This window comes from Methanobacterium formicicum DSM 3637, from assembly GCF_000302455.1.
In the GTDB taxonomy this organism is placed as follows: Archaea; Methanobacteriota; Methanobacteria; order Methanobacteriales; family Methanobacteriaceae; genus Methanobacterium; species Methanobacterium formicicum_A.
Map to the genome: position 1 here is coordinate 521,595 of NZ_AMPO01000001.1, position 16,089 is coordinate 537,683.

The 16,089-nt window shown below is 40.1% G+C and carries 9 protein-coding genes; 2 read left to right on the forward strand and 7 right to left on the reverse strand.

The window, feature by feature from the left end:
• Positions 1–75 precede the first annotated feature (75 nt).
• Complete coding sequence (locus tag A994_RS02445; protein WP_004029683.1) at positions 76–1,137, reverse strand: ABC transporter substrate-binding protein; 1,062 nt, start codon at positions 1,135–1,137, stop codon at positions 76–78.
• 223 nt (positions 1,138–1,360) lie between these two features.
• Between A994_RS02445 and A994_RS02450 the strand changes: the two genes are divergently transcribed.
• Positions 1,361–1,954: a DUF11 domain-containing protein gene (locus A994_RS02450; RefSeq protein WP_004029684.1), complete on the forward strand. Its 594-nt coding sequence runs from the start codon at positions 1,361–1,363 to the stop codon at positions 1,952–1,954.
• Between the two features lie 332 nt (positions 1,955–2,286).
• On the opposite strand, the gene A994_RS13605 is transcribed toward A994_RS02450, so the two are convergent.
• From A994_RS13605 to A994_RS02485, 6 genes are all read right to left on the reverse strand, one after another.
• Entirely contained in the window at positions 2,287–3,942 is a 1,656-nt protein-coding gene (locus A994_RS13605; RefSeq protein ID WP_004029685.1) for a PKD domain-containing protein, read from the reverse strand.
• A gap of 310 nt (positions 3,943–4,252) precedes the next feature.
• Entirely contained in the window at positions 4,253–6,166 is a 1,914-nt protein-coding gene (locus A994_RS02460; RefSeq protein ID WP_004029686.1) for a PKD domain-containing protein, read from the reverse strand.
• A gap of 398 nt (positions 6,167–6,564) precedes the next feature.
• A complete protein-coding gene (locus A994_RS02465; RefSeq protein WP_004029687.1) occupies positions 6,565–8,514 on the reverse strand; it encodes a PKD domain-containing protein in 1,950 nt (649 codons plus the stop codon).
• Between the two features lie 349 nt (positions 8,515–8,863).
• Positions 8,864–9,055 (reverse strand): hypothetical protein, encoded by a 192-nt coding sequence (locus A994_RS02470; protein WP_004029688.1) that lies wholly within the window; start codon positions 9,053–9,055, stop codon positions 8,864–8,866.
• A 206-nt stretch (positions 9,056–9,261) separates the two neighbouring features.
• Positions 9,262–9,924, reverse strand: coding sequence for an FmdE family protein (locus A994_RS02480; protein WP_004029690.1), 663 nt, complete (start codon positions 9,922–9,924; stop codon positions 9,262–9,264).
• A gap of 182 nt (positions 9,925–10,106) precedes the next feature.
• On the reverse strand, positions 10,107–11,174 hold the full coding sequence (locus A994_RS02485; protein WP_004029691.1) for an ABC transporter substrate-binding protein: 1,068 nt from the start codon (positions 11,172–11,174) through the stop codon (positions 10,107–10,109).
• Between the two features lie 342 nt (positions 11,175–11,516).
• Here A994_RS02485 and A994_RS02490 point away from each other — a divergent pair, with 342 nt between their 5' ends.
• Entirely contained in the window at positions 11,517–16,028 is a 4,512-nt protein-coding gene (locus A994_RS02490) for a chitobiase/beta-hexosaminidase C-terminal domain-containing protein (RefSeq protein ID WP_192812688.1), read from the forward strand.
• Positions 16,029–16,089: the final 61 nt, after the last annotated feature.

Consider the following 16,089-nt stretch of genomic DNA (forward strand, 5'->3'; position numbering starts at 1 on the left):
CATGTTTGTTGTTTGGATTAGTATTTGTGCACATGGATCATTCAATATTCGAAACTGGGGTCCATGGTTTCATGGTTATGATTTCAACCCGGATGAGGTGATTATGGAGTTTGCTTCATCATCAGTGAGGTTGTAATAATAGAAACTGGAGTAAAACTCTTGGGTAATGTTTTTCAGGTTCAGGTCACTAAATTTATCTGGGTAGAGTACTTTGGCGGTCCAGGGTATTCCAATAATGGTGTTGGCTCCTGGTGGGTTTTCAAACCAGTTAAAGGGTGAATTTGGGACTAAATAAACTTGTTTGTCCTTAACTGCTTTCACATTTTGCCAGAGAGGGTCTGAGTATATATTTTGGTAGAATGTGGGGTCACTGGCTATTATAATATCTGGATTCCATATTAGGACCTGTTCAATGGAAACTCCAACACTACCCTTGGTTATAGGAACCTGGGCCACATTTATGCCCCCACACATATCAATTAGCTGAGTGTGAGCGGATCCAGATGGGTTGGTCATTAAACCGGTACTATCCCGGGCATAGTAAACACGTTTTTTCTCATTTTCAGGTATGGAAGCGGTTTTACTGACCACTTCACTCAGCATTCTCTGGTGGAAAGACACCAGCTCACTGGCTTTCTTCTGTTCACCAACGGTTTTACCAATGAAGTTTATGGAAGAATCGATGTTGGTGAGATTGTTATCTCCCTCCACATCCAGAAGTGGAATCAGTCCCAATTTGTCCTGCATATCATTCACATCATCTACCGACATGCCATGGCCCACAAAAACCAGATCAGGATTCATTGATATGAATGTTTCGTAATTAGCATCTTTTTTACCCCCTCCCAGTACAGGGAGAGTTTGATACTGGGTGGGCATGAACCTGTTTTGTACTGCACTTCGATTGGAATCCCATCCAATTAGCTTGTCTGGTGCCAGCATGTACACCTGGACCGTAACTGAGTTAGAAAGGGATGCCACTCGACTAACATTAAGGGGTACCTCCACATTCCTGCCCAGCATATCAGTTATCTGGGTCTGGTTACTTGAATTGGCCTTCAAAGTATTGGTATAAAAAGCTAAACTACTGAGAATGATTAATAACAGCACCATAATTATAATGATTTTTTTATTCATGAAAACCTCTCAATCAAGATATAAAAGTTCATCTTTCTCTCATGTCCTGAAATTATTAGATTAATGTCCTTTTCATTTTATGAATATTTACGGTTAATGAATGATTATTTTTGGATTAATTATTCATAATATCGGTGGATATGTATATATACACATATCATTATAGTAAATAAAAATTTTCCTAAAAAATTTCTCATTGAGGAAATTAAGGGGGTATTTAAAAATGTATAAAAACAAAATAATTTTAACTGTGGTAGCAACGTTTTTATTGATTTTTGCTTCAGCAGGCTCAGCCTTTGCCGGTTCGGACATATCAGTTTCTTTTGATAAAAGTACGGCAAATGTTGGTGACCAGGTGATAATGATAGTTACCCTAACCAACACTGGGCCAGGTGATTTGACCAATATTAACGTTTCAGCACCAATACCTGCGGGTATGAAATTCATGACCGCCACTACTGGAACCACTAAAAATCTTTACAACTCCAGTACAGGTATATGGCAAGTGGACAACCTGAAATTATCTTCCAAAGAAGGAGGGAAGAAAACCCTGAACATCACCATGGAAGTGCTGCCAGAACTGTCAGGGAAAACCATAACTGCCAATGCCAGTTATCTAAGTGTTACTGATAGTTCCGGGACTGATCCATTAAAATCAGCACAAAGTCAGCCTCTGGTAATTGGTGGCAATGCGGGAAATGTCACAGCCAATAACACCTCTGGTGCAACAGGCACGCCATGGGGTAAATATGCACTGGTAATAGTTGCTATAGTAATAATCCTTGGTGCAGGATGGTATATGATGAAGAGGAAGTAGATATAATATTTCCTCTTTTTTTAATCAACAGTTTATAATATCCTTAAAACTCTAATAGAATGATCAAATTATCTTTTTTGAAGATATATTTGTTTTGAAGATATATTTGTTATTTAAAAATAAACTTTTTAAATCCAATATCATCAATCATTTTTTTTCAAGATATTTCTTGTAAGTAAATCACTTTCATTTAAACTTATTTTTCATTTATGTAATGATAAAGGAACTATTTTCCTGATAAATACCAATAACGCTTATTTGATATTTAATTAGTTAAAATTAATCTCCATCCTCTTATTTAAGAACTTAAAAAAGAAAAAAAGGAAAAAGTTTTATTTTTTCCGGCTTAGGGTTATTCCGCTTCCAATACATAGGATACCGAGGATTAGTCCAACTAGTGGTGCTCCGGTTGTTTGCATGGGTACCGTTCCTGTTTGGGTGCTGGTTGTGGTTGCTGCGTTTACAGTATTTGTTGTTGGTGTTGTTGCTTTTGCTGCGTTTACTTGTAAGGTTCCGATGTTGTTTAGTCCGATGTTGTTTCCTGCTACGGTTACTGTTGGTTGTATGGTGAATGTGCCTGGGTTTAGTATGTTGAGGTTGAGCCATAGGTATGGGTCTGTGCCTGCTGTTACGTTTCCTACGTTCCAGGTTAGTGTTCTGGTTGTTGGGTCGTAGTTTACTGTTCCTTGGTCTACGTTTGCTCCTGCGTATTCTACTCCTTCGGGTAGTACGTAGGTGAATACCACGTTATTCGCATCTCCTAGTCCTTTGTTACCTAGTTTGAAGGTGTAAGTTACTTTATCCCCAACTGTGGGGTTGGCGATGGACGGAGTGATCTGCACATAAACCTCCGATTTTAAAACAGTGATGAAATCGGTTTTTGCCATGGTATTACTGCCGGCAAGGTTAGTTGCTGTTAATTTAACAGTGTAGTTCCCGGGAGCACTGTAGGTATGTGTTGGGTTCTGTTCGGTTGATGTTGTTCCGTCTCCAAAGTCCCACATCCATGATGTTGGGTAATTTGCAGAACTGTCTGTGAATTTAACAGTCAGTGAGTCAGATCCTGATGTTTTATCAGCAGTAAAGTTTGCAATAGGAGTTTCTGGAGCATAATTAACTGTAACTACACAAGGATTTGCGTTATTTATGATTGGATTACACCAGTTAATTCCGGTACCTTGGAATGATGCACCAGTCCATGCGTAAGCGTTGAATGAAGCTGTTGTGTACATGTTGTTGAGTGTGTATTCAACCTTAACAGCACCATTATCTATTGGTGCTTGCGAAAGACCTGACCTCAGATTTCCAACGTACAGATCTATGAACATCAAGTACTCAGCAGTTGAAGGATCACTTGTGTTCTGGCCACTGTAAAGTGGTTGCCATCCGCTAGGAGCAGGTCTTGTTGTCTGTGGTCCGTACTGGAAGTCAGACTTTGTGAAAGTTTTGTTCACAGCCCCTACTACGTACTGAGGGTTTGTGGGTAGTGGCGGCTGAGTTGCACCAAAAACCGAAATTATCCAGGTGTACCCACTTGAGACTATAGTTATATTAAAATTGTCAGATATAGGTCCCTTCACTGATAACAGAAGTATGATATCATCATTGGTCCCACGACCTCCTGTGGTAGTGATGTAGAACACACCAGATTGAGTACCACTGGTAGTGTTGGTCACGGTTATTTGACCGTACATTGCGCTTGTGCTGTTACTGTCACAGATGTGAAGTTGGTTAAGTCCTCCACCTTCAGCTTTGATGTAGTAAGTACCATTGGTACCGTTTGGATTGTATCCTTGTTGTAATGGGTCATTTAAATAGTAATCATAGTCCACGTTGTATTTAACTCCATTATCATTGGATACATTGATATAGACATGGTTATTTTGTGTAATGTTGGTTGTGTTGTTCAGGTCAGTTGCTGATGCACTTCCACACAAAATTAAAACCAAGAGACAGCTAAGTGTTATAAATATTATCTTTTTGTTCACTTTATCACCTCCATTATCATTTTCAATATTTATAATCGACATGTAAGAATCTATAAATCAATTATATAAACCTTTACATGATGTGTAATGTTGAATGTAAAACAGACTATTTATAAGTAAATATGGCTTTAATTTAAATTTAATAATAAATTGGCAAAATAAATCGTTAATTAATGTTGATTTTAGTTTTAAATGTATAAATATCTAATAAGATTAAGATAAATTCATATTTTTAATAATATGTATCTTATTGCATATCTAGAATTCATTGATTATCCTTTAAAAAAGAAAAAAAGAAGGGGGAATTTTTTTATTTTTTCCGGCTTAGGGTTATTCCGCTTCCTATACATAGAATACCGAGGATTAGTCCGGCTAAGGGTGCTCCGGTTGTTTTCATGGGTACTGTTCCTGTTTGGGTGCTGGTTGTGGTTGCTGCGTTCACCGTTTCTGTGTTTGTTGGTGATCCTGTGTTTGCTGTACTTGTTTTTGGTGCTGCGTTTACTTGTAATGTTTCGATGTTGTTGTTAAGTCCGGGGTTGTATCCTTCTACTGTGACGGTTGGTTGTATGGTGAATGTGCCTGGGTTTAGTATGTTGAGGTTGAGCCATAGGTATGGGTCTGTGCCTGCTGTTACGTTTCCTACGTTCCAGGTTAGTGTTCTGGTTGTTGGGTCGTAGTTTACTGTTCCTTGGTCTACGTTTGCTCCTGCGTATTCTACTCCTTCGGGTATTACGTAGGTGAATACTATGTTACTTGCGTCTCCGGGTCCATTGTTTCCTAGTTTGAAGGTGTAGGTTACTTTGTCGCCAACTGTGGGGTTGGTTATGGATGGTGTGATGTTCACGTAGACATCGGATTTGATCTGGTAGGTCTGGTTGTAGATTGGACTCCAATTATTTGTTGGGTCTATTGCTGCGTATTTTAGTGTGGTTGTTGTGTTTATTGTGATTGGTCCGTTGTAGACGGTTCTTGTGCTGCTTGTGGTTGGGTCGCTTCCGTCTGTTGTGTAGTATGTTGTTGCATTTCCACTGTCATCAGTTGTATTTAGTGTTACAGTTTGTGTGGTGTTGAACAATCCGCCAATAGGTTCAATGGTTACAGTAGGTGGTATGACGTCTATTGCTGTGATGTTCAGTGTTTTGGTGCTGTTTCCTGCTGCGTTGATTGCTGTGAGTGTTACGGTGTAGTTTCCTGGTTTGGTGTAGGTGTGTGTGGGGTTTTGTTCTGTTGATGTGGTGCTGTCTCCGAAGTCCCATATCCATGAGGTGGGGTAGTTGCTACTGGTGTCTGTGAACTGCACATTTAGAGGTGCGTTACCAGATGTGGTGTTGGCTGAGAAATCTGCAACAGGAGTCACAGGGGTGTAGTTAACTGTGTAACCGCTAGATTGTGTGTCTCCAGATATAACTTTGTTTGTCCAGCTGATTCCCTCACCATCTTTTCCGCCTACTGTCCATGCGTATGTGTTGAATGAAGCTTTTGTGTTCAGATTGTTGAAAGTGTATTCAACTTTAACAGCACCGTTATCTATGTCTGCAGTTCTTATGTTTCCAAGGTACAGATCGATGAACATAAGATATTCTGCTGTTGAGGGATCGCTGGTGTTCTGGCCGTAGTAAAGTGGAAGAGACCATACTCCTAATGTTCCAGGACCAGGTTTGTAGACATGTGGTCCGTACTGGAAGTCAGACTTTGTGAAAGTCTCATTCACCGCACCATTTAAGTAATTTATAGCGTCAGTTGTGGGTGCGGCACCTGTAAGTGTCCAGTTGTAACCACTTGAAATGATGGTTACTGAGAAATCATCCGATATAGGTCCTTTCACTGATAAAAGAAGAATTATATCATCGTTGTATCCTCTACCCCCTGTGGTGGTTATGTAAAACACACCTGATGAGGATGTACTTGTGGCGTTGATAACGTTCACCTGTCCGTAAGCATTATTTGTACTGTTAGTGATGTGGAGCTGGTTCAGTCCTCCTCCCTCTGCTGAAATGTAGTAGGTACCGTTGGGACCGGAGTAATAGACGCTGTCATTGTTGTACTTCGCTCCTTCATAGTTGGACACGTTGATGAATATGTGCCTGTTGGACGGAAGATCGGTTGTGTTCATGTCTGACTGGCTGGAAATTGTAGTCCCACTTTCACTATCTGCTGATGCGCTTCCACAAAGGGCTAATGCTACAAAAAAAAGGATTACTAATGGTATTGTGTGCTTTTTCAATTTTTCACCTCCTATCATTTTTGTTGATATGCCTATATTTGCATATCACGGTTCAAATTTGTTGAACCTTCATATAAACATTAGTATTCTAACTATTTTCATAATAAAAATAGAAAAATATTTCATTATTTGGTAGGATATATAGATAATCAGAGAGTCTAAAAGCATTCAAGAGAGTGTTAAAAGATAAAAACTCATATAGAATTAAATGATCAACTTACAGATGTAATGCTTTCAAAATGATATTAAAAAATGGAAAAAAACATTAAATAACAAGTAACTTTGATTGTTATCTAATGATCTACATTAAATATTCTATAGAATCTGCAGTAACTGGTTTAATATAAGTAAATCAAAAAAATTAGGCATTCAAAAGAAATAAAAAAGAAAAAATGGGTTTAATTTTTCCTGCTTAAGGCTAATCCACTTCCTATCATGATTAATGCGGATATTAGGGCCGTTATTGGTATTCCGGTGGTTTTCATTGGTATTGTTTGCGTGGTTGTTGCTGCGTTTACTGTTTCTGTGTTTGTTGGTGATCCTGTGTTTGCTGTACTTGTTTTTGGTGCTGCGTTTACTTGTAATGTTTCGATGTTGTTGTTAAGTCCGGGGTTGTATCCTTCTACTGTGACGGTTGGTTGTATGGTGAATGTGCCTGGGTTTAGTATGTTGAGGTTGAGCCATAGGTATGGGTCTGTGCCTGCTGTTACGTTTCCTACGTTCCAGGTTAGTGTTCTGGTTGTTGGGTCGTAGTTTACTGTTCCTTGGTCCACGTTTGCTCCTGCGTATTCTACTCCTTCGGGTATTACGTAGGTGAATACTATGTTACTTGCGTCTCCTGGTCCATTGTTTCCTAGTTTGAAGGTGTAGGTTACTTTGTCTCCTACATGTGGGTTGGAGTTTGACGGTGTGATGTTCACGTAGACATCGGATTTGATCTGGTAGGTCTGGTTGTAGATTGGACTCCAATTACCCGATGCATCCACTGCTGCAAATAGTAGTGTAGTTGTGCTTTTGATGGTTATTGGACCATTGTAAACGTTTCTTGTGCTACTTGTGGTTGGGTCGCTTCCGTCTGTTGTGTAGTATGTTGTTGCATTTCCACTGTCATCAGTTGTATTTAGTGTTACAGTTTGTGTGGTGTTGAACAATCCGCCAATAGGTTCAATGGTTACAGTAGGTGGTATGACGTCTATTGCTGTGATGTTCAGTGTTTTGGTGCTGTTTCCTGCTGCGTTGATTGCTGTGAGTGTTACGGTGTAGTTTCCTGGTTTGGTGTAGGTGTGTGTGGGGTTTTGTTCTGTTGATGTGGTGCTGTCTCCGAAGTCCCATATCCATGAGGTGGGGTAGTTGCTGCTGGTATCTGTGAACTGCACATTTAAAGGTGCGTTACCAGATGTGGTGTTGGCTGAGAAATCTGCAACAGGAGTCACAGGGGAGTAGTTAACTGTGTAACCGCTAGATTGTGTGTCTCCCAATACAACTTTGTTTGTCCAGCTGATTCCCTCACCCTGGTTTGAGGCAAGTGTCCATCCATACATGTTGAAGGATGCTGTTGTGGTAAGGTTATTGAATACGTATTGCACTTTCACAGCGCCGTTGTCTATTAAACCTGGCACACTACTTGACTTTATGTTTCCAACGTACAGATCTATGAACATCAAGTACTCCTCAGTGGAGCTTTCACTTGTGTTCTGGCCGTAGTAGAGAGGTAGGGACCATACACCCAATGCGCCTGGACCTGGCTTGTAGATCTGTGGTCCGTACTGGAAGTCAGACTTTGTGAAAGTCTCATTCACACCTGTGATGTAGTGATAGTCTGTTGGTGCGGCTGGTTGATATGCACCAGCAACTACTGGAAGTGTCCATGTGTAACCATTAGAAATGATGGTCACGGAGAAATCATCTGATATGGGCCCCTTCACTGATAACAGAAGTATGATGTTATCGGTGAATCCACGGCCCCCAGTGTTGGTGAGGTAGAACACACCTGATGGGGACACACTCGTGGAGTTAACAACAGTTACTTGACCATAAGCATAGGTTGTAGCACTACTGTTACTGACGTGAAGCTCGTTAAGTCCACCTCCATCTGCTTTGATGTAGTATGTACCGTTGGGGCCAACGTAATAGGCACTGTCATTGTTGTACTTCACTCCGCCATCGTTGGACACGTTGATGAATATGTGCCTGTTGGACGGAAGATCGGTTGTGTTCATGTCTGACTGGCTGGAAATTGTAGTCTCACTTTCACTATCTGCTGATGCGCTTCCACAAAGGGCTAATGCTACAAAAAATAGGATTATTATTGGTATTGCGTGTTTTTTCAGTTTTTCACCTCCTATCATTTTTGTTGATATGTTGAGATTTGCATATCACGGTTCAAATTTGTTGAACCTTCATATAAACCTTAAGATTCATTATTATCATCTACTAGCAATTTGGCTATAATCTAAATGCCCATATATACATATCGAATATCCAATTTTTAAAGGGTAAGAAACAATTTAATTAGCTAAAATAATATTATACTAGTAAAAACTGATTCAAATTTTATTAAAAAAAGCTGGATTTAAATCTATATATTTAAGCAATGATTTTTATTCTTTAAATTGTATCTAAATGTTTAAATAGTCTATTATTTTCTCGAAATAAGATTAGTTAAAATAGAAATTAATTTTTTGTTATGTTCCTGTCTTATTTAATTAAATTTTTTCGGAATAAAAGCCAAAAACCAGAATTATCATTGATCAAGATATAATCTTCAATACCTACCTGGTTAACCTCATTTTCAATGGTATCCATCCATATCTGGTAATGTTTTTGACGGGAACCAAACACACAATCTTTAGTTTTGGCTTCAACATGGGTTCCATCTTCATAATTCAACCTGGTGTTTTCAGTGCATCCTCCAATATAAACCGCACCACATTTTTAAGTTGTATCATATATCCCGGCTTGTCTAATCCTGACTTTAAACAGAAATAAAAAACAATTTCAAAAAAATTGCATGTACCATTTTTTAGGTGCTGGAAGTATTGGATTCTAGCGTAGTTCCTATTCATATGGTTAATGCCATTTTTGAGCAATTATCCTTAACTTTCCATATCAAAACTGGAAAAGTCTCCGTAAAATCTGTTAACCACCAGTTTAACATTTTCATTGGCGCAGGATCTGCAAATAATATTGCCGTTTAAAACGAATTCTTTCCCATCCATAACATGCTCTCCACAGATGGAGCATACTGCTATGTGGTCTGGAAGGCCAGGAATATCATTTTCAGGTATTTCCAGATGAACATTCTCAAGGGATAGGAGTTCCTCCTCAGACATTTGAGATATTATTTCAGCCACAGTTTCCAGTTCTTCTCTTTGAGTGGTGGGGTCCGTGTATTTATCAGAGGTTAGAATATTCTCCAGTAAAGTCCAGAATCCAGTAAAAGAGCTAACTTTATCGTCACGGGTAGATACTCTGATTGTTTTCCTGTTTTTTATGTCTGTGAAATTCACTACAAATTTACCGTAATCATTGTATTTCAGTCTCCGATTACCCAGGCTGCAGCCGGTTATGGCTATTATGGCATCGGATATACATCGATCTATCTCTACATAAACTATGAGGTTTTCATTTTGCTCCAGGGGGTTCATACCCAACTTCTCCATGGCAGCCATACACATTTTAGTCCCAATAACTATGCCTGGACAGAATTCACCGTGTAATTGCATGGCTTTTTCCAGGAGAACTTCGTATTTGTCCATTTATACTCACCTGTGAAGTACTTACATAAACTAAGTGATCGATAAGTATATTTAAACATGTCGTCTTAGGGGATATACGTAAAGTTTTTAAGCTAAAACCTGAGTTCCTGATTTTTAAGGTTTATTACAAAACGGGAAATAAATTAAAAATGAAGAAGGAAATGAAATGGGGATTAAATATTCTACTGATTGGAACTGTTCAACCCGGAAGAACTCAGTATATTGGAAACATCACCATCAGTTAAATTGTAATGGTAAAATTCACTGTAGAATTCCTTGGTGAGATTTTTGAGATCCATATCCTTGAATTTATCTGGATAGAGTACCTTGGCAGTCCAGGGTATCCCAATAATGGTGTTGGCTCCTGGTGGATTTTCAAACCAGTTAAATGGGGATTGTGGTACCAAGTATACTTGCTTATTTTTCACTGCGTTTATGTTCTGCCATGACTGGTTGGTGTAGACGTTCTGATAGAACTGTGAATCATTTGTAATGATAACATCAGGATTCCACTGTGAAACCAGGTCCATGGAAACTCCCATACCTCCCTTACTCACCGGGGACTGAACCACATTCACCCCACCACAGATGGTTATAAGCTGAACCTGGGGAGAACCCGGTGCAAAAGTGGTTAAACCATTGGCACCCTTGGCATAGTACACCTTCTTTTTCTCTGATTCAGGAATACTGGATACAGTGTTTTTAACCTTATCTGAAACTTTATTGTAGAAACTGACCAGTTGGTTGGATTTATTTTCTTCTCCCAGAACTTTCCCCATGAACTGGATGGCAGGCACGATACTGGTGAGGTTGTTATCTCCTTCCACATCCACAACCGGAATCTGGCCAAATTTCTCCTGAATTTCATTGACTGTTTCCTTATCCTCCCCATGACCCACAAACACCACATCTGGATTCTGGGCTATGATTGAATCATAATTGGAGTTCTGCTTACCTCCCTTCATTACAGGTAGGTTCTGGTACTCCACTGGCATGTATTGGTTCTCGGAAGAGGTGCGGTTGGAATTCCAGGCAATCATCTTTTCAGGGGCGAGCATGTAAAGGGGTACAGTAACTGATTCTGACATGGCGTAGGTTTTATTAATTTCAGCAGGTAATGCCACGCTTCTGCCAATCATATCCGTGGTATTTCCAGAGAAATTAAAACCAGAAGTTAGGATGTAAATTCCGATAACACCAATGATAATTATAACTCCAATTATGGCTGTTGCCCTGATTTTTCGATCCATTTTGTTATTCCTTAGTATGACTATTTTTAAGATGATTTTAGTTAAGCGAGATGGTTTAATAAACCTATTGATTACATTTGTAATGATTTATCGTAAATAGTTATTACTTTTTATTTTAGAATATTATAGTTTTAATGTTTGTTAAATTCTTTTTTTTTAAAAAATATCCTAGAATATGTGAGTTAATGTGGGTATTAAATTCTAGAAAATTCCTTAGAAAGTCTTATATTATAAGAATTGTAAATGTTGACGTATCGAAGTTAATGTTAACAGTATTTATTACAATGGAGTGGATGAAAATTGGGAAAGAATTATGTAATGTTTCTGGCAATCACGTGTTTTATGGCTCTAGTTATATGTGGAAGTGCAGCTGCTGATCAAACTGTTATCCCAGCATCTATGGATCAGAATTTAACAGTTTCCAATGATAATGGGGCGCGGTTTAATGCCAACGAAAACATAACTGGCCTGAACAACACTTATAATTTCTTTAATTCATCCAGTCAAAGTGCACAGCAGGGCCAGAATGCTTTGCACCTATCTGCCAATAACAGCACTGATGCGGGGGGTGTGGTGTTTGTTAACTCGTCATCTGGTGTTTTCTACATGAGTGATACTGGTGGTCGGGGATGGAATGATAACGGTATACTAATGATTGCCATAAATGGTACAATTCCTGATAATTTTTACGTTATCATAACTGCCAGTGGATACCAGTGGGTTCCTCTGGATTATAATCTGCATCCTGACCCTGCTAACATGACCTACGTGATAGGGACAGTTAATGAAACCTTTACTAAAGAAGATTTCCTATACGGTCTCCAGACCTGGAAGCCCTGCCCGACCAGTAATTATCCCATCTATGAAGGTCAGGATACATCTAACCTGACCAACACATTTAGCATAATGTTCATTGATTTATGGGCAGGGTTCGTCGGACCCAACACTCGAAGCCTGTACCCTGATTACACATTTATTGACAATGGAATGATCAAGATCACCTATGAATTTTTCAACCTTCCTGAAGGATCACTGGCAGCATTCGGTGCCTATGCCTACTGCCAGAGTTCAAAACAGGGCGAAGGTGTTCGATGGGTAAATCGAGTAGGTGGTACCGGATCCTCCGGATACTATGTTAACGGTGTGTCCAGCACCCCTGAAGCAGATTTCACTGCCAACCCCACCAAGGGTACAGTACCATTAACTGTTGAATTCAATGACCAGTCAACTGGAACTAATCCATTAACCTACGCATGGGACTTTGGAGATGGCTCAACTTCTGCCGAACAGAACCCAACACACACTTATACAACTCCCGGAACCTACACTGTCAAGTTAACAGTCACCAATGCAGTGGGCAGTTCTGAAAAAACCATGACCATCCTCACCAGTAACACTGATATTGTGGCCCCAACACCCACCGCAAACTTACCCAGTGGCTCTTACAACACAACTATAACTGTTAATTTAACTGCTAAAGATGACCTTGACCCTAATCCAAAAATATATTACACTCTGAATGGGAATGACCCTACCACCAGCAGTACACTGTACAACGGGCCACTAACCATTGCCAATGAGGGTAAAACTACTCTGAAATTCATTGCAGTTGATTCATTACGGAACACCTCCCCTGTTTCTACTTTGAATTATATCATTGACAAAACAGCACCATCTGCCAATGCTACTCCTGTTGGGGGCACATTCAACACAGTTCAAAATGTAAATTTAACTGCCACTGATAATTTGGACACCAACACCACCATATATTACACCACAGATGGAACCAACCCTACTACCAGCAGCACTCGCTACACCACTCCCATAACAATTAATGGACTGGGTAATGTCATTCTGAAATTCGCAGCCCTGGATGCTGCTGGTAACTGGAGTCCAGTTTACACGGTAACCTACAACATGGTAGATGTTAAAGCACCAGTAGCTTCAGCGGACTTACCCAGCGGTCTGTTTGACAGGGACCAGATTGTAAAGTTGACTGCAGTTGATGAACTGGATCTCCATCCTAAGATATATTACACCCTGGATGGAACTGACCCCACCATTAACAGCACACTCTACACCTGGACAATACCCATCAACCTGGTTGGAACCACACTCTTGAAATTCATTGCAGTTGATGCTGCTGGACACGTTTCCAACATCACCACCATGACCTACATACTGGACAAACCAGGGGCAAGCGGGACTTGGGTAAGCACCCTCCTGGATACCAACAGTATGTACAATTCCATTGCCGTGGATGCATCAGGAAACCCTCACATAGTCTACTATCAGAAGGCAGATTCCGCAACTGAATACCCTGAACTTAAATACGCATACTGGACCGGTACCACCTGGCATATAGAAACCCTGGAATCAACCCAATCCGGTTCTGGGTATTATGTTTCACTGGTACTGGACTCCTCCGGCAACCCCCACATAGCATACAGTCAAAGCACTCCAGACAAACTTAAATATGCTTATAAAGATTCAACAGGATGGCATTTCTTTGACTTAGTCAACAATACTGATGTTTCATACGTAAACCTGGTTTTATACAATGACAACCCTCAAATAAGCTATTTTGAAAACTCAGAAGAAAGACTCAAATACATCTACAACAACGGTACTACTTGGGTTATAGAAAACGTAACACCCACCCCAACTGGTGGTCACTGGAATTCTTTGGCACTTAACCCTAATGGAAACCCTAGAATAGCATACTATGATTATTACAGTTCAACTACAGGTATTCTGAGATACGCCAAAAGAACACCAACTGGTATATGGCAGATTGAGACTGTGGATGACTCTGGGGATGTTGGTATGTGGTGTTCCTTGGTAATTGATTCACTGGGCGCCCCACATATTAGTTATAGCGCCGGGCTCAGTGGGGGAGTTTTAAAATACGCATACTACACTGAAACAAAATGGGTCATTGAAGTCGTGGATAGTTTAGACTCATTAGCCAGCAAACTGATACTGGATCCAGCAGGCAATCCTAGAATAGTTTACCAGGATGTTGTAACCAGCAATCTGAAATACGCTTACAAGGAAGGTTCAAACTGGATCATTAACAATATAAACACTTTAGATGGTGCCGGGCACTGGCTCTCCCTCACCTGTGATTCACAGGGGGTTCCTTATGTAAGTTACATGTCTGCCAACTCAGCCATAGGTTTCGCATACTTGGTACCATTCATCTCCAGCGCCACTCCTGCTGGTGGAGTTTACAATATGACTCAAATAGTCACTCTCACCTCCAACGCGGGAACAACCATATACTACACCACAGATGGCTCAGATCCAAGAACCAGCAGCACCAAAATCAAATACACCAACCCCATTCCAATAAGTAATACTATCATCCTAAAATTCGCTGCAATAGACTCTGCAAACAACTGGGGATCTATATACACAGAAACCTACAGTATAGTACCGCTTAATTTAACCAAAGATGAGATAATTGCCGCTGCGAATACTGTGAAGGCTTATATTGAGGCCAATAAATCCTTACCTGCCACGGTGACAGTGGGTGGCGTGAGTTTGAACATGGCACAGTTCCTTTATCTGGCTACAAAAGCCACAGTTGCGTTTAACGGTGGAGCAAATAGTTATTCTATGGTTCTAGGCGATTATTCATTGCCAAGTGGTAGTTATGAAAATTTAAACACTGGTACAATGAGTTTAGTGGATTATGTGAATTTCGCGGACCGTATTGCAAGTTATATTCAGAGTAATAATGAAGCCCCTATTTATGGTTTAATCGGGCTGGGACAAATTGGCTACAAATCTCAGATTTATCTTTACAGCCGGGTTTTGAGTCTTTATGGGGCGAATGGTGTTTTACCCGCAGTTGTAACTGTTAAGTCCTGGAGTTCAGATAATATTCCTATCAGTGAGCCAGTAGTGGTCTCGGTCACTGTTAATGAGATTTTGGATGCTGCCAATACTGTGAAAGCTTATATTGAGGCCAATAAATCCTTACCGAACACGGTGACGGTTGGGGGGCATGTGCTTAATATGGCACAGTTCCTATACCTTGCAACTTCCGCAACCGTAGCGCTCAACAACGGTCAAAATACATCAACCACCATTTCTGTGGGGAGTTATTCGCTGCCCTCTAGCAGTAGTGAAAACCTGAAAACAGGAGCACTGACCACAAATACCTACGCGGATTTTGCTAATAGGATTGCGCAGTATATGGCTGAGAATAATCAGGCACCGCCTTATGGTTTGATTGGTTTGGGGCAGATTAGTTATCAGTCGCAAATTTATTTCTATAGTAGAATTTTGGCTAGTTATAAGAGTAATGGATTGCTGCCTACTGTGGTGACTATCAAGTCGTGGGGTGCTGGTAATATACCTATTACTGAGGTTATTAGTGGGACTTATACTATTGCTCAAGTGTTAGATGCGGCGAGTGTTGTTAAAGCTCAGATTGAAAGTAACAAGGCCTTGCCTGCTACGGTAACTATTGGAACTAGCACTATAAACATGGCGCAGTTCTTATTTTTGGCCACCAGTGCAACTAATCTTCTTAACAGTGGTAAACCGTTGAATACTACTTTGACTGTGGGGAGTTATTCGTTGCCCTCTAGTAGTTATGAGAGTTTGAATACTGGGGCGCTTACTGTGGGTACTTATGTGGATTTTGCTAATAGAATTGCGCAGTATATGGCTGAGAATAATCAGGCACCGCCCTATGGTTTAATGGGTTTGGGGCAGATTAGTTATCAGTCACAGATTTATCTATACAGCAGAATATTAACCAGCTATAAAAATAATGGAACACTACCAGCCACCATAACTGTCAAAGCATGGAGTGCATCCAACATTCCCATAAACAACTGAACTAAAATTTAAAGGAATCAGTCAAACTCAGTCATGATTTAAACCCTTAAAAATATGTTAT